Origin of the sequence: Sphingomonas sp. Leaf339, from assembly GCF_001426195.1 — a bacterium.
Lineage (GTDB): Bacteria > Pseudomonadota > Alphaproteobacteria > Sphingomonadales > Sphingomonadaceae > Sphingomonas.
Genome location: NZ_LMRS01000023.1, coordinates 224,313 through 242,317 on the forward strand (window position 1 = coordinate 224,313; position 18,005 = coordinate 242,317).

Annotated in this window: 19 protein-coding genes and 1 tRNA gene; 9 read left to right on the top strand and 11 right to left on the bottom strand. The window is 67.2% G+C overall.

What is annotated here, in order from left to right:
- Nucleotides 1–19 precede the first annotated feature (19 nt).
- Nucleotides 20–643 carry an NADPH-dependent FMN reductase gene (locus ASG67_RS11285; protein WP_056529910.1) on the top strand — a complete coding sequence of 208 codons (624 nt, stop codon included), beginning with the start codon at nt 20–22 and terminating at the stop codon, nt 641–643.
- Here ASG67_RS11285 and ASG67_RS11290 read toward each other — a convergent pair.
- The 5 genes from ASG67_RS11290 to argH are packed head-to-tail and all read right to left on the bottom strand — an operon-like array spanning nt 637 to nt 5,210.
- Complete coding sequence (locus ASG67_RS11290; protein ID WP_056529913.1) at nt 637–1,590, bottom strand: zinc transporter ZntB; 954 nt, start codon at nt 1,588–1,590, stop codon at nt 637–639. The genes ASG67_RS11285 and ASG67_RS11290 overlap by 7 nt on opposite strands.
- Nucleotides 1,590–2,345, bottom strand: coding sequence for a bifunctional precorrin-2 dehydrogenase/sirohydrochlorin ferrochelatase (locus tag ASG67_RS11295; protein ID WP_056529916.1), 756 nt, complete (start codon nt 2,343–2,345; stop codon nt 1,590–1,592). Before ASG67_RS11295 ends, ASG67_RS11290 begins: the two co-directional genes overlap by 1 nt.
- Nucleotides 2,342–3,616: a diaminopimelate decarboxylase gene (gene lysA / locus ASG67_RS11300; protein ID WP_056529919.1), complete on the bottom strand. Its 1,275-nt coding sequence runs from the start codon at nt 3,614–3,616 to the stop codon at nt 2,342–2,344. The genes ASG67_RS11295 and lysA overlap by 4 nt, the downstream gene beginning before the upstream one ends.
- Nucleotides 3,616–3,849, bottom strand: coding sequence for a hypothetical protein (locus ASG67_RS11305; RefSeq protein WP_056529923.1), 234 nt, complete (start codon nt 3,847–3,849; stop codon nt 3,616–3,618). The genes lysA and ASG67_RS11305 overlap by 1 nt, the downstream gene beginning before the upstream one ends.
- Nucleotides 3,849–5,210, bottom strand: coding sequence for an argininosuccinate lyase (gene argH, locus ASG67_RS11310; protein WP_200940790.1), 1,362 nt, complete (start codon nt 5,208–5,210; stop codon nt 3,849–3,851). The genes ASG67_RS11305 and argH overlap by 1 nt, the downstream gene beginning before the upstream one ends.
- Nucleotides 5,211–5,226: 16 nt before the next feature.
- Here argH and ASG67_RS11315 point away from each other — a divergent pair, with 16 nt between their 5' ends.
- On the top strand, nt 5,227–5,841 hold the full coding sequence (locus tag ASG67_RS11315) for a TlpA family protein disulfide reductase (protein WP_056529929.1): 615 nt from the start codon (nt 5,227–5,229) through the stop codon (nt 5,839–5,841).
- A gap of 7 nt (nt 5,842–5,848) precedes the next feature.
- Here ASG67_RS11315 and ASG67_RS11320 read toward each other — a convergent pair whose 3' ends face one another.
- Nucleotides 5,849–6,988 carry an acyltransferase family protein gene (locus tag ASG67_RS11320; protein ID WP_056529932.1) on the bottom strand — a complete coding sequence of 380 codons (1,140 nt, stop codon included), beginning with the start codon at nt 6,986–6,988 and terminating at the stop codon, nt 5,849–5,851.
- Between the two features lie 145 nt (nt 6,989–7,133).
- Nucleotides 7,134–7,207 (bottom strand) — tRNA-Gln (locus tag ASG67_RS11325).
- A gap of 139 nt (nt 7,208–7,346) precedes the next feature.
- Here ASG67_RS11325 and ASG67_RS11330 point away from each other — a divergent pair.
- Together ASG67_RS11330 and ASG67_RS11335 are read left to right on the top strand one after the other, a co-directional pair.
- Nucleotides 7,347–8,390 carry a Ppx/GppA phosphatase family protein gene (locus ASG67_RS11330; protein WP_056529936.1) on the top strand — a complete coding sequence of 348 codons (1,044 nt, stop codon included), beginning with the start codon at nt 7,347–7,349 and terminating at the stop codon, nt 8,388–8,390.
- Nucleotides 8,387–9,085: an RlmE family RNA methyltransferase gene (locus ASG67_RS11335; RefSeq protein ID WP_056529939.1), complete on the top strand. Its 699-nt coding sequence runs from the start codon at nt 8,387–8,389 to the stop codon at nt 9,083–9,085. Before ASG67_RS11330 ends, ASG67_RS11335 begins: the two co-directional genes overlap by 4 nt.
- 111 nt (nt 9,086–9,196) lie before the next feature.
- Here ASG67_RS11335 and rpoZ read toward each other — a convergent pair whose 3' ends face one another.
- Nucleotides 9,197–9,541 carry a DNA-directed RNA polymerase subunit omega gene (gene rpoZ / locus ASG67_RS11340; RefSeq protein ID WP_056529942.1) on the bottom strand — a complete coding sequence of 115 codons (345 nt, stop codon included), beginning with the start codon at nt 9,539–9,541 and terminating at the stop codon, nt 9,197–9,199.
- 150 nt (nt 9,542–9,691) lie between these two features.
- On the opposite strand from rpoZ, the gene ASG67_RS11345 reads away from it, so the two are divergent.
- Nucleotides 9,692–10,900, top strand: a complete 1,209-nt coding sequence (locus ASG67_RS11345; protein ID WP_056529944.1) for a phospholipase D-like domain-containing protein — start codon at nt 9,692–9,694, stop codon at nt 10,898–10,900.
- A gap of 5 nt (nt 10,901–10,905) precedes the next feature.
- Here the strand turns inward: ASG67_RS11345 and ASG67_RS11350 are convergent, their stop codons facing one another.
- Nucleotides 10,906–11,577, bottom strand: coding sequence for a spermidine synthase (locus ASG67_RS11350; RefSeq protein ID WP_056530565.1), 672 nt, complete (start codon nt 11,575–11,577; stop codon nt 10,906–10,908).
- Nucleotides 11,578–11,816: 239 nt separating this feature from the next.
- Here ASG67_RS11350 and ASG67_RS11355 point away from each other — a divergent pair, with 239 nt between their 5' ends.
- Nucleotides 11,817–12,188 (top strand): DUF6481 family protein, encoded by a 372-nt coding sequence (locus ASG67_RS11355; RefSeq protein WP_056530568.1) that lies wholly within the window; start codon nt 11,817–11,819, stop codon nt 12,186–12,188.
- A gap of 234 nt (nt 12,189–12,422) precedes the next feature.
- On the opposite strand, the gene ASG67_RS11360 is transcribed toward ASG67_RS11355, so the two are convergent.
- Nucleotides 12,423–13,034, bottom strand: a complete 612-nt coding sequence (locus tag ASG67_RS11360; RefSeq protein ID WP_056529947.1) for a class I SAM-dependent methyltransferase — start codon at nt 13,032–13,034, stop codon at nt 12,423–12,425.
- Nucleotides 13,035–13,331: 297 nt separating this feature from the next.
- On the opposite strand from ASG67_RS11360, the gene ASG67_RS11365 reads away from it, so the two are divergent.
- Both ASG67_RS11365 and ASG67_RS11370 read left to right on the top strand, forming a co-directional pair.
- Nucleotides 13,332–14,129: a hypothetical protein gene (locus ASG67_RS11365; protein ID WP_056529950.1), complete on the top strand. Its 798-nt coding sequence runs from the start codon at nt 13,332–13,334 to the stop codon at nt 14,127–14,129.
- 17 nt (nt 14,130–14,146) lie between these two features.
- Nucleotides 14,147–14,395 carry an antibiotic biosynthesis monooxygenase family protein gene (locus ASG67_RS11370; RefSeq protein WP_156460771.1) on the top strand — a complete coding sequence of 83 codons (249 nt, stop codon included), beginning with the start codon at nt 14,147–14,149 and terminating at the stop codon, nt 14,393–14,395.
- 144 nt (nt 14,396–14,539) lie between these two features.
- Here the strand turns inward: ASG67_RS11370 and ASG67_RS11375 are convergent, their stop codons facing one another.
- The gene (locus tag ASG67_RS11375; protein WP_056529954.1) at nt 14,540–16,819 is read right to left on the bottom strand and encodes a CDC48 family AAA ATPase; all 2,280 of its coding nucleotides are present in this window, start codon (nt 16,817–16,819) and stop codon (nt 14,540–14,542) included.
- A 269-nt stretch (nt 16,820–17,088) separates the two neighbouring features.
- On the opposite strand from ASG67_RS11375, the gene ASG67_RS11380 reads away from it, so the two are divergent.
- The gene (locus ASG67_RS11380; RefSeq protein ID WP_056529957.1) at nt 17,089–17,985 is read left to right on the top strand and encodes a LysR substrate-binding domain-containing protein; all 897 of its coding nucleotides are present in this window, start codon (nt 17,089–17,091) and stop codon (nt 17,983–17,985) included.
- Nucleotides 17,986–18,005 lie beyond the last annotated feature (20 nt).

The window sequence follows — 18,005 nt, forward strand, 5'->3', positions numbered from 1 at the left end:
GGCGGTGGAAGAGGGACGGATGAACGACATCAATGTTTCAGGCGCTGCGGTTTCGGTCGGCGGACGGCCGCTGGTGGTGGGGATCGGCGGGACGATCGGTGCGGTATCATCGACCGAGCGGGCGCTGTGCATCGCGCTGGAGGCGGCGGCGCAACAGGGTTTCGCGACCCGAATGTTCGGCGGGGCCGACATGGCGCGGCTGCCGCTGTACGATCCGCGCGCGACGACGCGGACGCCGGACGAGCGCGCGTTCGTCGATGCGGTGCGGGGCGCGTCGGCGGTCATCATCGCCAGTCCGGGGTATCACGGGTCCATTTCGGGGGTGGTGAAGAACGCTCTCGACCTGCTGGAGGAGACGGCGAAGGACGAGCGGCCGTATCTGGCGGACATGCCGGTGGGCCTGATCGCGACCGCCTATGGCTGGCAGGCGACGGGATCGACGATCGCGGCGCTGCGCTCGATCGTCCATGCGCTGCGCGGCTGGCCGACGCCGTTTGCGGCGGCGATCAACACGCAGGTGACGCGGTTCGACGACGAGGGCGGGGCGAGCGATCCGGCGGTGGTCGAACAATTGCGGCTGATCGGCCGGCAGGTGGCGCGCTTCGCGCCGCTGGCGCGGGTGGCGACCGAATCAGGTCAGTGAGTAAACCAGTGGCGGCGGACGAAATATAGCACCACGCCGACCGCGATCGTGGTGCAGACGCCCATGATCGCGTCGAACGCCCATGGTTCCTGCGCATAGGGCAGGTGGGCGACGTTCATGCCGTACAGGCCGGTGATGAAGGTCAGCGGCAGGAAGACCATCGCGACGATCGAGATGATGAGCGTGCGCCCGTCGATCTGTTCGGCGCGCAGATCGGACAGGGTCTCGTGCATCAGCGCGGACCGCTCGCGGATCGATTCCAGTTCCTCCGCCATGCGCGCGGCGCGATCGGCGGCGGCGGCGATGTGCAAGCGGTCGTCGTCGCCCAGCCAATCGCCAGGCAAGGCCGCCAGTTTCTCCAGCGCGCTGCGTTGTGGGCTGAGGAAGCGGCGATAGGCGATGGCGGCGACGCGGACCCGGCTGACGTTGCGGCGCAATTCGAACACGCGGTTGGCGTCGAGTTGTTCCTCGCAATCGTCGAGCTGGTCGCCGAGATCGGCGACGTCGGGGTCGAGATCGGTGGTGATCGCGGTGGCGAAGCCGGTGATGAGGTCGCCGGGATCGCGGATGCGCCCCGCCGTCACCTCTTGCTTCACCGCGCCGACCGCGATCAGCGGCTTGCGGGTGACGGAGAAGACGCGGCCCTTGACCGCCCAGATGCGGACCGAGGCGAGGAGATCGGAACTGTCGGGTTCCTCCTTCGACCGGCCACGCAGGTTGAGGAAGGCGCCGTCGCCGAACGCCTCGCACCGGGGGCGCGTCTCGGTCGCGGTGAGGGCGTCGACGATATAGTCGTCGAGGCCGGCGGGGCCGCGTAGCCAGTCCTGCGTTTCCTGATCGATCTGGGCGAGGTGTATCCAGACCAGGTCGCAGCGGTCGGCCAGCGCCTCAGCCGGATCGATACGGCTGCCGTCACCGCCGGCGATGCGATAGCAATAGGCGTCCATCACGCCATCTCCAGCCAGACCGACAGGCCCGGTGCGTCGTGTGGCGGGCCGGCGATGCGGGCGGCGTCGGCGCGGGCGCGGTCGAGGATTGCGGGCGGCACGTCGGCGGCGTGAAAGACGCGGTCGGCGTTGGCGAGCAGGCGGGCCTGACGCAGCGTCAGGTCGTCCGGATCGGGGGAGGTGAGCGCGATGCGTTCCAGCCGGCTTGCGCCGGCGGCGGCGAGGGCGGCCATGACGTCGGCGTTCCGGTGATCGTCCAGTGGATCTAGCGGGCCGCCCGGGGCGAAGGCGGCGCCGATGGCGCGGCGGCGTTCGCCACCGTCAGGGAAGCGATCGCGCATCGCGGTGCGGGCGGCGTGCATCGCATCGGCGAGACTGCCGAGCGAGGCGGGGAGCAGCGCCTCCAGCCGCTGGCGCAGCGCGGCGGCGAGGCCGGCGGAGACGCCGCCGGTGCCGATCGCGACCAGCACCGGATCGCGATCGACGATGGCGGGCAGGGTGAAGTCGCAATGATCGGGGCGGTCGACCGCATTGACGAGAATGCCGCGCCCCTTCAGCCGGGCGACGGCGGCCAGCGCCACGTCATCGTCATCGATCGCGACGATGGCGAGGGGGGCGGCGGTGTCCTCGCCACCGACGATCGCACCGGCACGTTCGAGCAGGCGGCGCTTGGCATCCGCCGATTCGCCCTCGCCCAGCAGGATCACGGGCCGCCCGGCCAGCCGCATGAACAGCGGCAGGCTGTGCAGGCTCATCCCTGACGTGCCTCGTTCAGCCAGTCGGGCACGCGCTCGGCGGCGATCAGCGTTTCGGCGGCGACGCGATCGGCGACCACGGCGAACCGGTCGCCATCGACCAGCACCTCGGGCACCAGCGGCCGGCTGTTATAGGTGGAGGCCATCGTCGCGCCGTACGCGCCGGCGGTGCGGAACACCGCGAGGTCGCCCGACACGACATGGTCGATGTCGCGGCCCATCGCGAAGGTGTCACCGCTCTCGCACACCGGGCCGGCGATGTTGGCGGTCATCCGATCGCCGGTCGGCTGCACCGCGACGAAATCGTGATACGCATCGTACAGCGCCACGCGGGCGAGGTCGTTCATCGCGGCATCGACGATGACATAGGGGTGGACCACGCCGGGCTTCACCCAGATGACTTCGGTCAACAGCACGCCAGCGTTGCCAGCGATCACGCGGCCGGGTTCGAACATCAGTTCGGCGTCCCAATCGGCGGTGACGCGGGCGACCATCGCGCCGTAATCGGCCGGGCTGGGGGGCATGTCGCCCGCCTTGTACGGCACGCCGAGCCCGCCGCCGAGATCGACATGGGAGATGGTGTGACCGGCGGCGCGCAGTTCGGCGACGAGTTCGCCAACGCGGGTGTACGCGGCCTCCAGCGGCGCAAGATCGAACAACTGGCTGCCGATATGGATCGCGATGCCGCGCAGGTTCAGGCCGGGCAGCGGCGCCAGCCGGTCGAACATCGCCGCCGCCTGATCGATCGGCACGCCGAACTTGTTTTCCTTGCGGCCGGTCGAGATCTTGGCGTGGGTGCCGGCATCGACATCCGGGTTGACGCGCAGGGTAGCGGGGGCGCGGATGCCGCGTTTGGCGGCGAGGGCGGCGAGGACGACGCCTTCCTCCTCCAGTTCAAGATTGAACTGGCCGATGCCGGCGTCGAGCGCGGCGGCGAGTTCGGCCTTCGTCTTGCCGACGCCGGAAAAGACGATGTCGGCGGGCGGCATCCCGGCGGCGAGCGCGCGGCGCATCTCGCCGACCGAGACGACATCGGCGCCATATCCCTCGTCGGCCAGCACGCGCAGGACGGCGAGGTTAGGATTGGCCTTGATCGCATAGGCCAGATGCTTGCGCGGTACGCCGGCGAGCCCGTCGCGGAACACGCGCGCGTGCCGACGCAGGGTCGCGGCAGAATAGATGTAGACGGGGGTGCCGACCGCCGCCGCGATGGCGGGGATGGCGACGTCTTCGACGTGCAGCACGCCGTCCTTGTGGTCGAAATGATTCATCAGCGGGGCGGCAGATCGAATTCGTCGGAACGACGCTCTTCTGAACTGCGGAGCAGCTCGTCACTGCGCTGTGGCCGTTGCTGGGTAGTGGGGGTCAGCAATTGTTGCGGCGTCGGCGTGGCGCTCGCGCCGAGCGGGGCGACGGGCAGCGTGCCACCTTCGGGCGGCTTCAGGCCGGCGGCCGAGCCACAGCCGGCTAACAGCAGGGGGAGCAGAAGGAGGCTACCGCGCATCAGATATTCCTCGCTGCGCGGATCGCCGCGCGGACATTAGCGGGGGCGGTGCCGCCGAAGCTGGTGCGGCTGGCTACCGAGGCGTCGACCGACAGCACATCATAGACCGATGCGTCGATGCGCGCGTCGATCGCGGTGAGTTCGTCGAGCGACAGCGCGTCGAGACCGATGCCGAGGTCCTCGGCGCGCTTCACCGCGCGGCCGGTGACGTGATGCGCCTCGCGGAACGGCAACCCCGCCTCACGCACCAGCCAGTCGGCCAGATCGGTGGCGGTGGAGAAACCGGCTTCGGCGACCTGGCGCATCCGCGTCGTGCGGAACGTGGCGCTTTCCACCATGCCGGTCATCGCGGCGAGGCAGAGGCCGAGCAGGTCGTGCGCCTCGAACACCGGCGGCTTGTCGTCCTGCATGTCCTTGGAATAGGCGAGCGGCAGGCCCTTCATCGTCACCATCAGCGACGTCATGGCGCCCATGATCCGGCCAGCATGACCGCGCACCAGTTCGGCGGCGTCGGGATTGCGCTTCTGCGGCATGATCGAGCTGCCGGTCGACCATTGGTCGGACAGCGCGACGAAGCCGAACGGCTGCGACGCCCAGAGCACGAATTCCTCCGCCAGCCGCGACAGGTGCAACGCGCACTGCGTGGCGGCGGTCAGGTAATCGAGCGCGAAATCACGGTCGCTGACGCCGTCGAGCGAATTGCGCGTCGGGCCGTCGAAGCCGAGTGCGGCGGCGGTCGCCTCGCGATCGATCGGGAAGCCGGTGCCCGCCAGCGCGGCGGAGCCGAGCGGACACCGGTTCAGGCGGGTGCGCGCATCGGCGAAACGGCTGACGTCGCGGGCGATCATCTCGTGATACGCCAACAGGTGATGGCCAAGCGTAACGGGCTGCGCGGATTGCAGGTGGGTGAAGCCGGGCATCACGCTGTCGGCATGTTCCTCCGCCCGGACCAGCAATGCGGTCTGGAAACCGGCGAGGGCGGCCAGCACCTGGTCGATCGCGTCGCGCACCCAGAGGCGGAAATCGGTCGCGACCTGATCGTTGCGCGAGCGGGCGGTGTGCAGCCGGCCGGCGACCGGGCCGATCGCATCGGCCAGCCGGGCCTCGGTCAGCATGTGGATGTCCTCGAGCGCCAGATCGTCGGGGACGCCGTTCGCCTCGTAATCGGCGGCCACCCGGTCGAGCCCGGCGGCAATCGTCGCGGCGTCGGCCGGCGACACGATGTCGCGTGCGCCGAGCATCGCGACATGGGCTTTCGACCCGGCAATATCCTGACGCCACATACGCTTGTCGAATGGCAGGGATGCGTTAATCTCACGCATCACCGCCGACGGGCCCTCTGCAAAGCGGCCGCCCCACATGGCATTGGAGGTTTTCATGCGTTCGTTGATCGTTCCGGTCCTGCTTGCAGGCCTGCTGGCCGCGTGCGGCGATAAGCCGTCAGGCGACGGGGGGCAAGGCAATGCCGCCGCATCCTCCAACTCTGCCGCGAACCCCGCCGATGCGGTCAGCGCGGACGAGGTCGCCCCGTCCGCGCCCGCCGGTGCCGCCGCGGGCGGATCGTTCGATCGCAGCCATGCCGGCGATGCGGCGCCGACGCTCGCCTTTCTCGATCCCGCAGGCAAAAGCGTGACGCTGGCCGATTATCGCGGCAAGCCCGTGCTGCTGAACCTATGGGCGACATGGTGCGGGCCGTGCGTGAAGGAACTGCCGACGCTGGACGCGCTGGCGACGCGCGAGGCGGGGCGATTGCATGTCGTGACGCTGAGCCAGGACATGGACCCGGCGAAGGTCGCGCCGTTCTTCGCGACGCGCAACTTCAAGACGCTGAAGGCCTATACCGATCCCAAGATGGCGTGGGTGCCGGCGGTGGCCAGCAACCTGCCGACCAGCATCCTGTACGATTCGACCGGGCATGAGGTGTTGCGCACGGTAGGCGATCTCGACTGGACGGGCGAACTGGCGACCAAGGCGATCGCCGCCGTCAAGTAAGGGGCGGTCAGGCCAGCGCGGCTTTGAGCGCCGGGGCCGGGCAGCGGGTTTTCGCCACCGGTTCCGGCGGCGGGCTGGTCGCGCGCCGACCGACGAAGATCAACATTTGCGGCGCGAGGCGGGCGCAGGCGATGGCGGCGGCGATGGGGATGGCGATGCCGAACGCCACCTTGGCGACCACCGCGATATGCGGCTCCGTGCCGAATCGGTGGAGCAGCAGCGCGCTCAACACCGAGGCGACCGGCAGATGCCACAGGAAAATCGGCAGCGAATAAGCGCCGATGCGGCGCAGCACCGGGCTGGCGGGCATGCTGGTGCGGACCAGCGTGAAAGTGGCGACGCCGATCGTGGCGGCGACCAGCGAGGTCTTGGCCCATTCAGGACCGATACCGAGCAGCGACGCCTGATGCGCGGTCAGGCCGAACGCGCCGGCCGCATAGATTGCGATCCGGTTGCGCCGGCGTTCCAGCAGGCCCGGTGACGCGCCGATCGCCGCGCCGACCAGGAAATGCGGCAACAGATACGCGGCCTTGGCGACCGACAGTTGCGCGATGCCGCTGAACACACCTGTCGCGGCGACGGCGAAGGCCATGCCGGCCACCATCCACAGGCGTTCGTTCGACGGCTGCAACCATTTGTCCATCGCCCACACCGCCAGCAGGATCATGGCCAGCGCCTGCAGATACCAGAGGTGCCAAGCGCCGAAGAGCAGGCCGTTCACGATCTCGAACGGGTGTCCCTTGTGCAGGCTGATCGTCCAGCAGACCAGCGTGCCGAGCAGGAACGGCGGCAACAGCCGGCCGGTGCGCTTGCTCCAGCCGTTAAAGGTCAGCGGCCGATGCCCGCGGCGCAGGCCATAGAGATAGCCGGTGATCGCGATGAACAGCGGCATCCGCACGAACGTCAGGCTTTGCGCCAGATAGGCCCAGGACGAATGGACCAGCGATTCCGAACCGATGGCATGAAAGGCGACGACCATGATCGACGCGAGGCCCCGCGCCTCGTCGATCCGCATCGTGGCCAGCGTGCCGGCGTTGACGGGCAACCGGCGGGCGAGGCCGGCGGTGAACGTGGCAATGCCGGAGTACGCCGCCACGACGGACGATCCCGAATCGGCGAAGGTGGCGGGTGGGGCGGTGCGATCCATGCCCCGGTTATCCGCGACTATGGTTAAGACCGGTTTAAGGCTGTTTGCGGTGCAGCATTTTTTGCTCCTCGGTTAAGAGGGCGCTGATACGGCGATGTGGGATCGACCGATCTGCCTTGGCGTTCGACGCCGGCGGACCGAAAGCTGGATGCCCCGTGAGGATTCGAACCTCAATTAACGGAGTCAGAGTCCGTAGTCTTACCTTTAGACGACGGGGCAACAGGCCGGCGCATCTAGGCGGGGTCGCGCGGCCTGTCAACGCTCGGCTTGTGGTGGGGGACGGGTATCGCTACGTTGATGCCAAGCACCGAGCGGGTCTGGCCCGCGACGGCAGAACATTAAAGAAAGTACCACGGCGATGGGGGACGTTTCCACCCGACAGCCGTACCGGCAGGACCGTCCTGCCCGTCCGGCGCCGACCCGGCCGCCACGCGGTCGTTGGTCAGATGCGCAGGCCTATGCCGCGCTGGACCTTGGCACCAACAACTGCCGGCTGTTGATCGCCCGGCCACAGGGCGCGAGCTTTGCGGTGGTCGATGCGTTCTCGCGGATCGTCCGGCTGGGCGAGGGCGTGGCAGCGAGCGGGCAGCTGAGCGATGCGGCGATCGAGCGCACGCTGGCGGCGCTGCGCGTCTGTGCGGACAAGCTGAAGCGGCGCAACGTCGTGCTGGCGCGTTCGGTGGCGACCGAGGCGTGCCGGCGCGCGACGAACGGCGCCGCGTTCATTGAACGGGCGCATGCGGAAACCGGCATCCGGCTGGACATCATCACCGCCGAGGAAGAGGCGCGGCTGGCGGTGCTGGGCTGTCACGCGCTGATCGAGCCGGGGAGCGACCCGGCGCTGGTGTTCGATATCGGCGGCGGATCCACCGAACTGGTGCTGGTCGACACCGCCGGGCCGCAACCGCGCGTGCTCGACTGGCATTCGGCGCCGTGGGGCGTCGTGTCGCTGACCGAGAGCGTGGCCGGCAGCGGGGACGGGGGGGCCGCATCGCTGGCCGATGTCTATGCGCGGATGCGGGCGCTGGCGGCGGAGAGCATGGCGGGGTTCGCAGCGCGGCTGCCACGGGTCGATCGGCCGCGATTGCTGGGGACCAGCGGCACGGTGACGACGCTGGGCAGCGTGCATCTGGGGCTGAGCCATTACGACCGGTCGATGGTCGACGGCCTGATCGCGCCGACATCGGCGATGCGCGATATCAGCCGATCCTTGTCGGGCAAATCGATCGCGCAGCGTGCGCAGGTCGCGTGTATCGGCGCGGAGCGGGCCGATCTGGTGGTGGCGGGCTGTGCGATTCTGGAAACGATCATGGACTTGTGGCCTGCCGAACGGCTCGGCATCGCCGATCGCGGTATTCGCGAGGGCATATTACGCCGGTTGATGGGTGAGAACAGACTGTGAGCAGGGGTGGATCGGGCGGCCGGACACGGGTGAAGACGGCGCGTGGCCGGACCGCGGCGTCGCAGCGCTGGCTGGAGCGGCAGTTGAACGACCCGTATGTCCGCCGGGCCAAGGCGGAGGGCTATCGCAGCCGGGCGGCGTACAAGCTGATCGAACTGGACGAGCGATTCGGCCTGTTGAAGGGCGTGCGCCGCGTACTGGATCTGGGCATCGCGCCGGGCGGCTGGTCGCAGGTGGTGCGGCGGCAGGTGCCGGCGGCGAGCATCGTCGGGATCGACCTGTTGCCGGTCGATCCGATCGACGGCGTGACGATCATGCAGCTGGATTTCATGGACGACAGCGCGCCGCGCCTGCTGGAAGAGGCGCTGGGCGGGCAGGCGGATCTGGTGCTGTCGGACATGGCGGCGAACACCGTCGGGCATCCGCAGACCGACCATCTGCGCACGATGGGGCTGGTCGAGGCGGGGGTGGATTTCGCCTGCGACATCTTGCGGCCGGGTGGGGCGTTCGTCGCCAAGGTGCTGGCGGGCGGGGCGGACAATGATCTGGTCGCGACCCTGAAGCGCAATTTCACTGCGGTGAAGCATGCCAAGCCGCCGGCGAGCCGCAAGGATTCGTCCGAATGGTATGTGATCGCGCAGGGGTTCAAGGGGCGGGTGGCGACGCCGGATGCGGGGGCGGACGACGAGGCATAAAGCGCCCTCACCCTCCCGTCGGGAGAGTAAATGACAAACGAAAAGAGCCGCGACGTCGCCGTCGCGGCTCTTTTTCGATCGGATCGTCACGCTGCCGGGCAGCGTAGCGGATCAGCCGTCGTAGTCGGCACCCAGATTCTGGTTGCGCGGCGGGGCGGCGGCGGTGAGGCGCAGCGCCTCTGCCGCACCGGACAGCGAGCCGACGGCATCGACCTCGTCATCGTCGTCGATCTGCACCTTCTGCAGCGACGAGATGACCGATTCTTCGAGATGGTCGGGGCGCACGCGCTCCTCGGCGATCTCACGCAGAGCGACGACCGGATTCTTGTCGCGATCGCGGTCGAGCGTCAGATCGGCGCCGCCGGAAATCTGACGTGCCCGCTGGGCCGCGAACAGCACCAGGTCGAAGCGATTGGAAACCTTGTCGACGCAATCCTCGACGGTGACGCGCGCCATGCCGTGTCCTTCAAATACCCGGGAAATAGGGAGAGCCGTGGCGGCTAGCAGACCGGGCCGCCAAAATCAAGGTTGGCGGGGCGCGGCGCCAGCGACTGCGCCGGCACGAGGAACATGGATCAACTCGGCGCTCTTGCGCGTAATGAGGGGATGGCATCGGTCAATCAGCGCGCCCCGTCTCCCAATATTAACACGCCGCCGCCCGAGCAGCCGGTATTCACGGTGGACGGCAATCGGCTGACCCTGCTGGACACCGGGCCGCGGCGGCTGGATGCGTTGGTGGCGCTGATCGAGGGCGCGCAGCGGACGCTGCGGGTACTGTATTATATCTATGCCGATGACGGGGCGGGCCGGCGCGTGAACGAGGCGCTGGCGGCGGCGGCGCGGCGCGGGGTCGATGTGGCGCTCGTCATCGACGGGTTCGGCAGCGACGATACCGATGACGCGTTCTTCGATCCGCTGCGCGAGGCAGGGGTGGATATGTGCCGCTTCGCCGCGAAGTTCGGGCGGCGGTATCTGCTGCGTAACCATCAGAAGCTGGCGCTGGCGGATGCGGAGGATGCGCCGCGAATCATCATCGGCGGCTTCAATGTCGAGGATGATTATTTCGGAACGGCAGCGGAGCAGGCATGGCGCGATCTCGGTCTGCTAGTCGAGGGGCCGGCGGCGGCGCGGATGGCGGCGTATTTCGATGAGCTGAGGGCGGCGATCGAGCATCCCAATCCAAAGATCAGGCCCCTGAACAAGGCGTTGGCGAAATACAGCGAGACCGAGGGACCGCTCCGCTGGCTGATCGGCGGGCCGACGCGCAAGCTGTCGCCCTGGGCGCGAACGCTGCGCGATGACATGGCTCGGGGGCGGTGCATCGACATGATCGCGGGATACTTCACGCCGAGTCCGTTGCTGTTGCGGCGAATCGAGCGGGCAGGCCGGGCAAGCAAGCGGGTGCGGATCGTGACGGCGGCGAAATCGGACAACAACGCCACGATCGCGGCGGCGCGTTTCACCTATGCCGGGTTGCTGCGACGGGGCGTGCAGATGTTCGAGTTCGCGCAGACCAAGCTGCACACCAAATTGTATGTCGTCGACGATGCGGTGCATGTCGGATCGGCCAATTTCGACATGCGCAGCCTGTTCATCAATCTGGAACTGATGCTGCGGATCGAAGACCGTGCTTTTGCCGACCATGTCCGGGGATATGTGGATGGCGAGATCGCACAGTCGGAGGCGATCACCTGGGAGGTGTACAAGGCGCGGACGGGTTGGTGGCAGCGGGTGAAGCAGTTCGGCGCGTACCTGACGCTGGCGGTCGTCGATCCCAGCGTGTCGCGGGGGCTGAATTTCGGGATCGACGAATAGGCTGTTCAACGCGGCGTGGCAAACCAGATGACGTGGCTGGGACCCTTGCCGTTGCTGCGCGCCTTCACGCTGACTTCATCGGTGTCGAAACCGGCGGCGTGCAGGCGGCGGGTGAAGGCGGGGTCGGTGCCGGCGGACCAGACGGCGAGGACGCCGCCGGGTTTGAGCGCGGCACGGGCGGTGGCCAGGCCGCGCATCGAATAGAGACGGTCGTTGGCGACACGGACGAGGCCGTCGGGGCCGTTGTCGACATCGAGCAGGATGGCGTCGTACCGGCCGCGGCCAGTGGCGATGACATCGGCCACATCGCCGCCGACCAGATCGACGCGACGGTCGTCGAGGCCGTTCGCCGTCAGCGCCGCCATCGGGCCGCGCGCCCATTCGATGATCTCCGGCACCAGTTCGGCCACCGTCACGCGGGCATCGGGACCGAGCGCGGCCAGGCCGGCACGCAGTGTGAAGCCCATGCCGTACCCGCCGATCAGCAGATGCGGGGCGGGGCGGCCGCGCAGGCGGTCGCAGGTCATGACCGCGAGCGCTTCCTCTGAACCGCTCATCCGGCTGCTCATCAATTCGTTGCGGTCGAGCACGATCATGAAATCGCCGCCGCGCCGGAACAGGCGCAGTTCGTCGCCGCCGGGTATCTGCGCGGTGCCGAGCAATTCTCTGGGTGTCATCAGGCGCCGATACAGCGGGGGGCAGCAGGAGGCGAGCATCCTTGTTCGTCGATGGCCGGTTTGGGGGTGGAACCATCGGCCGCCGTCGATCGGTTATGGTGCCGCGACGCCTGAAAACCCGGCGCAAGCCCGGATATTTTGTAGAAACCGGCGTTTTGCCCTATCGGGCGTGCGATGGTGAACGGTGCCCATGGGTGGGTGTCGCGATTCCCGACCAACGACAGGATCAATTCGTCTCTATGGCTGCCTTCAAGGAACAGAGTTTTCAGGAGCGTAACGCGCTCTCCGCCAAGGCCAAGCAGGCTGCGCTGGACAAACTGCGCGCGAAGCCGCCCGTCGACGAGGCGGAACTGGCGGAGCGGCGTGCGGCCGCGGCGGCCCGCGAAGAGGAAAAGGCGCGCCTGAGCGCCGAGAAGAAGGCGGCGCGCGAGCAGGAGATCGCCGACAAGAAGGCACGCGCGGCCGAAGCCGCCGCTGCTGCAGCGGAAGCGGCTGCCGCGGCTGCCGAGGCAGCGAAGCCCTATATCCCGACGATGCCGACCGAAGCCGAGATGAAGGCAGCGCGCGATGCGCGCTACGCCGCCCGCAAGCAGCGCGCCGGCAAGAAGTGATGTGAAACGGGGCGGGCCGGCCGTGATGGCGGCCCGTCCTTGTGGATTACGACGTCCAATGACGTCAGGTCGATTAATCGCCGATCGTTTATCTAACGAGGCGATTGATGACGATCAGGTGCACCCAAGGTGTTGTCGTTGCGAGCGCAGCGCAGCAATCCAGGGCAACACGCAGAACTCTGGGTTGCTTCGGTACGCTCGCAATGACGACGTTCGTATACCGAAAATCCGGTATTATTCCTTCCACGCCCAGTAGAGTTGGGCGGGAGGGACGTTCCACCATTCCATATCGTGATCGATGCGATCCCAATGCGGGTCGAGGAAGTCCTTCACCTTCGGGCTGAACTGATAGACCAGGAACGCGCCGCCGACACGCAGCGACGCGTGGGTGGCGGCGGCGATCGCGGGGCCGACGCCGGGTGGCAGAGTCGAGAACGGCAGGCCCGACAGCACGTAATCGGCATGCGCGAAACCACGATCGGCGATGATCTGCGCCACGTCGGCGGCCGATCCCTCGACCGCCTGGAAACGCGGATCGACGATCGTCGCATCCAGATAGCGGATGAAATCGGTGTTGGTGTCGATCGCGATCAGCGTGGCGTCGGGCGCCATCCGTTCCAGGATCGGGCGGCAGAAGGTGCCGACGCCGGGGCCGTACTCCACAAAAAGTTTGCAGGAATCCCAATCGACTCGGGACAGCATCTTGCGAATCAGCTTGTCCGAGGACGGAATGATAGAGCCGACCATCACGGGATGTTTCAGGAAGCCCTGAAAAAACATCTGTGCCGGTGACGATATCCCGGCGGGGCGGCGCACCCGGCGGGCGGCAGAGGTCGAACTAGCCATCGAAATCCTGTCGATCGTGGTCCCCACACGAACGGCGAGGGTCTCCCCCTTCCGTCGCACAAGTGCCGAACGTGTTGCAAGCCATCGGGTTCATTCCCGCGATGGGACGAGAGCGCCGGATCGGGTCAATCCGCCGCTTGGCGCAACGATCGCGACGTCATATCATCGATCGACCGTCGCTTACGTCCCCGTTTAGGGAACGCGCGTTGTCGGCGTGTCGTGTTTCCCCAAGCGGGAGACGGCCGCGCGATACATAAGTGCGGCGCGCTTCCCTGTAGATGACAGGAGGAGACGATGATGAAAGCCTTGTTCTTGATCGCGGCGCCATTTGCCGCAGTCCTGTTTGCGGCCACGCCCGCGACCGCGCAGAGCGTGTTCGACGGGACCTGGAAGGCCGATACCAGCACCGCCCAGTTCGGCGGCAAGCCGATGGTCCGCACGCTGAAAAGCGGCAAATATAGTTGCGTATCTTGCCCCGAGCCGTGGACGATCGCGGCGGACGGCGCGTTCCACCCGATCAAGGGCGATCCCTATACCGACGACGTATCGGTGACGGTGATTGACCCGATGACGGTGAAGTTTTCCTACCGCAAGGCCGGCAAGGTCAATGGCGACGAAATCTGGACGGTATCGCCCGACAAGACGATGGTGACCATGAAGGGCGAGGATAGCAGCGCCGGAAACGGCACGCCCGTCACCTATGAAACGCAGCAGACCCGCCTGGCCCCCGCTGCCGCCGATGCGCATGCAATTTCCGGTAGCTGGCGCGGCAAGAGTGGTGGGACGGTGTCCGACTCGGGTCTGATGGTGACGATGAAGACCGAGGGCGACAATCTGACCATGACCTATCCGACCGGCGAGAGCGTGACGGCACGGTTCGGTGGGCCGGCAATGGCCATGGCCAATGATCCGGGCAAATCGATGGTGAAGTTCGCGCGGAACGGCCCATCCTCCTTCGTGTCCACGATGATGCGCGACGGCAAGGTGGTGAGCGTCACGACGGTGACGGTGAAACCGGACGGCCGAACGCTCACTTATAGCAACGAGAGCAAGCGCACCGGATCGACCGCGCAGTTTACGGCGACGAAGCAATAGGAGATGGCCGTCCGCGTATGACGGATCGGACGGGACAGGTGGCGGTCGTCTTCCTCTCGCAACGGCGCGAGGGGAATGACGACGCCTATGGCGCAGCGGCCGTCGCGATGGAGGCGCTGGCCGCCGACCAGCCCGGCTATTGCGGCGTCGACAGCGCGCGCGGGGCGGACGGATTTGGCATCACCGTCAGTTGGTGGGCGGATGAAACGGCGGCGGTGGCATGGCGCCAGCACCCGGTTCATGCCGTCATCCGCGATGCCGGGTGAGCAGACTGGTATGAGCGGTACGAAGTCGCAGTGGCGGGGGTGGACCGATCGTATCGGTGGGCGCGGAGTGATGGGTAGGGCGCGTTCCGGCTGATCCCCCCGTCATTCCCACCTTTGCGGGAATGACGGGGAGAGGGCGTATCGTCAGTCTGTCGTCGCCGGCCGGCTGGGAAACGCGAAGCCGATCGGCTGGATCGAGGCGGCGTCCTGTTTCAGGCGGCTGGCCATCTGTTCGTAGTCGCGCTCCATTTCCGGTGTCACGCTGGCGCGCGAATCGGTGAGGGCGTGCTCGAAATCGGCCATCGTCACGTCGGTGCTGGTGATCGACCGACGCAGCGCGGCGAGACCGGCGCGGCGCGTCACGTCCTCCAGATCGGCGCCGGTGAAGCGATCGGTGCGGCGCGCGACCTCGTCGAGGTCGACATCGGACGCCAGCGGCATCTTGGCCGTCTGGATATCGAGGATGCGGCGACGGCCAGTGGCGCTGGGAACGCCGACATAGACCAGCTCGTCAAAGCGGCCCGGCCGGAGTAGCGCCGGATCGACGAGGTTGGGCCGGTTGGTCGCGCCGATGACGACGACCGATTGCAACTCCTCCAGCCCGTCCATCTCGGCAAGGATGGTGTTCACCACCCGCTCCGTCACCTGCGGCTCGCCGGCGCCGGACCCGCGCGCGGGAACCAGGCTGTCGAGCTCGTCGATGAAGATCACCGTCGGCGCAACCTGACGCGCACGCTGGAACAGGCGGGCGATCTGCTGTTCGCTTTCGCCATACCATTTCGACAGCAGGTCGGATGATTTGGTGGCGATGAAATTCGCCTGCGCCTCACGCGCGACGGCCTTGGCCAGCAACGTCTTGCCGGTGCCGGGCGGACCATACAGCAGGAACCCCTTGGCCGGGCGGATACCCAGGCGGCGGAACGCGTCGGGATTCTTCAGAGGGAGTTCGACACCCTCCTTCAGCCGTTCCTGCGCGGCGTCGAGGCCGCCGACATCTTCCCAGCGGACGCGTGGGGCCTCGACCATCACCTCGCGCATCGCGCTCGGCTGGACGCGTTTCAGCGCGCCGAGGAAATCCTCGCGCGTGACCGACAGCGTGTCGAGCACCTCGGGCGGGATGGTGCGCTCTTCCAGGTTCAGCTTCGGCATGATTCGGCGCACCGCCTCGATCGCCGCTTCCCGCGCCAACGCGGCAAGATCGGCGCCGACGAAGCCGTAGGTCGTGCGCGCCAGCTCGGTGAGATCGACATGATCGCCGAGCGGCATGCCACGGGTGTGGATGCCGAGGATTTCGCGACGACCACGCTCGTCCGGCACGCCGACGACGATCTCACGGTCGAAGCGGCCGGGACGGCGCAACGCCTCGTCGATCGCCTCGGGCCGGTTGGTGGCGGCGATGACGACGATATTGGCGCGCGATTCGAGGCCGTCCATCAAGGTCAGCAACTGCGCGACGAGGCGCTTTTCTGCCTCACCCTGCACCTGACCGCGCTTGGGTGCGATCGAATCGATCTCGTCGATGAACACGATCGAGGGGGCAGCCTTTGTCGCTTCCTCGAAGATGTCACGCAGACGCGACTCGGACTCGCCATAAGCGGAGCCCATGATTTCGGGACCGTTGATAAGGAAGAACTGCGCGTCCGATTCGTTGGCGACCGCGCGGGCGAGGCGGGTCTTGCCGGTGCCGGGCGGGCCATGCAGCAGCACGCCCTTGGGCGGATCGACGCCGAGCCGCTGAAACAGTTCCGGGTAACGGAGCGGCAGCTCGACCATTTCGCGCAGGCCATCGATCGTCTGCGCCATGCCGCCGATATCGTCATAGGTGACGTCGGCACGCCGTGCCGCTTGCGGCTCCTCGTACTCGGGGCGCAGCTCGATCTCGGTATTCTCGTCGATATGGACGACGCCCTTGGGGCTGGCGGAGACGACCTGAAGGCGGATCTCCTGCAACGCATAGGCGGGCGCGTTCATGAAGCGCTGCACCGTCGGTGGCATGTCGGACACGCGCTGGTGCCCGGCGGTGGCCACGACGTCACCCTGGCAGAAGGGGCGGCCGATGAAGGTGCGCTTCAGCGCGTTGGCAGAGCCTTGCAGGCGCAGATTCTGCTGCGCGGGCGCAAAGACGACGCGGGTGGCGGGCTTCGACTCGGCACGGCGCACCTCGACGACATCGCCCGAGCCGACGCCGGCATTGGCGCGCTGAAGCCCGTCGATCCGCAGGATGTCGAGGCCCTCGTCCTCAGGATACGGGCCAACGGCGCGGGCGGGGGTGGATTGCTTGCCGACGATCTCGATCACGTCGCCTTCACCGATGCCGAGCGCGGCCATCAACGTGCGCGGCAGATGGGCGAGGCCCCGGCCTGAATCCTCGGGCCGGCTGTTCGCCACCTGAATCTTGCGCGAAGGGATGTCGGTATCGGCCATGGGCTTCCTCTTGGACGGCAAGCGTGAGAAGTAGGAAGCCGGTTCCGGTGGTGCGAGGGGGCATGCGACCGGGCGCCGTCAAAAACGGGGTCGAAATGACGACGGACAAAAAAAGGGCCAGCACAGATGCGCCAGCCCGAATAAGTTTTTAGGAGAGGATGCCTGAAAGGCGAGTTCCTTTTGTCGCCAGCCGGGTTATGTTGCAAGTGCGAAAAGACGATTCATGGTTGCGCTAACTGCAATCGTATGTGCGGGCGGCGAGGAGAGCAATGCGCAGGCTGCCACCTTTAGGATCGATCGAGGCCTTTGTTCAGGTCGCGCGATTGGGCTCGATCAAGGCCGCGGCCGAGGAGCTGGCGCTGTCCGCCCCGGCCCTCAGCCGGCGTGTCCAGTCGCTGGAACGCTTCATCGCGCGACCGCTGTTCGCCAGGCGGCATCAGGCGATGGTGCTGAACGAGGATGGCGAGCGGCTGTTGAGACAGATCGCGCCGGTGCTGGATCAACTGTCCGACGCGGTCGAGGCGATGAGCGCAGGGTCGGAACTGTTGCGTTTGCGGCTGGGCGTGTTGCCGTTGTTCGCGGCACAACGGCTGTTTCCGCATCTCGGCGCGCTGCGTAAGGCGCATCCCGAACTGCATCTGGATATCGATACCGCCGGGCACGGCGTCGCGCGATTGGGCGAAGGGCTGGACGCGGTGATCGCGCTGGCGCGGGATATCGACCCGTCGCTGTATGCGAAGCGGTTCGACCGGAATTCGGTGTACGTCATCGGCACGCGCGCGGTGGCAGAGGGACCGCGGCCGATCACCCGGCCCGAACAGCTATCGGACGTCACGGCGCTGCTCCACCGGGAAATGCCCGATACAATGCAGGCGTGGAGCATGGCGGCGGGGCTGGGGCCGCTGAAGCCGCTCGCGGTCGATCTGTTCGATTCGGGTGGGCTGATGCTGGAGGCGGTGGCGCAGGGGCTGGGCGTGGCATTCATGCACGCCAGCCACTTCGAACATGCCAACGATCCGCGACTTGTCCGGCTGTTCCCGGAGATCGAGGTGGAGAGCCCGTACAGCCACTGGTTCGTGTGCCGGCCGCGCGCGTTGCAGTCGAAACCGGTAAAGCTGTTCCACGACTGGTTGTTCGCGTTGTTGGAAAAGGATCGGGCTGGCTGATCGCTCGGCGTGGGCTGGTT

Bases quoted from the DNA above. Each gene is read 5' to 3' on its own strand.
- lysA (WP_056529919.1), bottom strand. From the start codon at position 3,616: ATGAATCATTTCGACCACAAGGACGGCGTGCTGCACGTCGAAGACGTC.
- ASG67_RS11320 (WP_056529932.1), bottom strand. From the start codon at position 6,988: ATGGATCGCACCGCCCCACCCGCCACCTTCGCCGATTCGGGATCGTCC.
- ASG67_RS11380 (WP_056529957.1), top strand. From the start codon at position 17,089: ATGCGCAGGCTGCCACCTTTAGGATCGATCGAGGCCTTTGTTCAGGTC.
- ASG67_RS11305 (WP_056529923.1), bottom strand. From the start codon at position 3,849: ATGCGCGGTAGCCTCCTTCTGCTCCCCCTGCTGTTAGCCGGCTGTGGC.
- ASG67_RS11365 (WP_056529950.1), top strand. From the start codon at position 13,332: ATGAAAGCCTTGTTCTTGATCGCGGCGCCATTTGCCGCAGTCCTGTTT.
- ASG67_RS11355 (WP_056530568.1), top strand. From the start codon at position 11,817: ATGGCTGCCTTCAAGGAACAGAGTTTTCAGGAGCGTAACGCGCTCTCC.
- ASG67_RS11350 (WP_056530565.1), bottom strand. From the start codon at position 11,577: ATGACACCCAGAGAATTGCTCGGCACCGCGCAGATACCCGGCGGCGAC.
- rpoZ (WP_056529942.1), bottom strand. From the start codon at position 9,541: ATGGCGCGCGTCACCGTCGAGGATTGCGTCGACAAGGTTTCCAATCGC.
- ASG67_RS11375 (WP_056529954.1), bottom strand. From the start codon at position 16,819: ATGGCCGATACCGACATCCCTTCGCGCAAGATTCAGGTGGCGAACAGC.
- ASG67_RS11370 (WP_156460771.1), top strand. From the start codon at position 14,147: ATGACGGATCGGACGGGACAGGTGGCGGTCGTCTTCCTCTCGCAACGG.
- ASG67_RS11285 (WP_056529910.1), top strand. From the start codon at position 20: ATGAACGACATCAATGTTTCAGGCGCTGCGGTTTCGGTCGGCGGACGG.
- ASG67_RS11360 (WP_056529947.1), bottom strand. From the start codon at position 13,034: ATGGCTAGTTCGACCTCTGCCGCCCGCCGGGTGCGCCGCCCCGCCGGG.
- ASG67_RS11295 (WP_056529916.1), bottom strand. From the start codon at position 2,345: ATGAGCCTGCACAGCCTGCCGCTGTTCATGCGGCTGGCCGGGCGGCCC.
- argH (WP_200940790.1), bottom strand. From the start codon at position 5,210: ATGTGGGGCGGCCGCTTTGCAGAGGGCCCGTCGGCGGTGATGCGTGAG.
- ASG67_RS11330 (WP_056529936.1), top strand. From the start codon at position 7,347: ATGGGGGACGTTTCCACCCGACAGCCGTACCGGCAGGACCGTCCTGCC.
- ASG67_RS11345 (WP_056529944.1), top strand. From the start codon at position 9,692: ATGGCATCGGTCAATCAGCGCGCCCCGTCTCCCAATATTAACACGCCG.
- ASG67_RS11290 (WP_056529913.1), bottom strand. From the start codon at position 1,590: ATGGACGCCTATTGCTATCGCATCGCCGGCGGTGACGGCAGCCGTATC.
- ASG67_RS11315 (WP_056529929.1), top strand. From the start codon at position 5,227: ATGCGTTCGTTGATCGTTCCGGTCCTGCTTGCAGGCCTGCTGGCCGCG.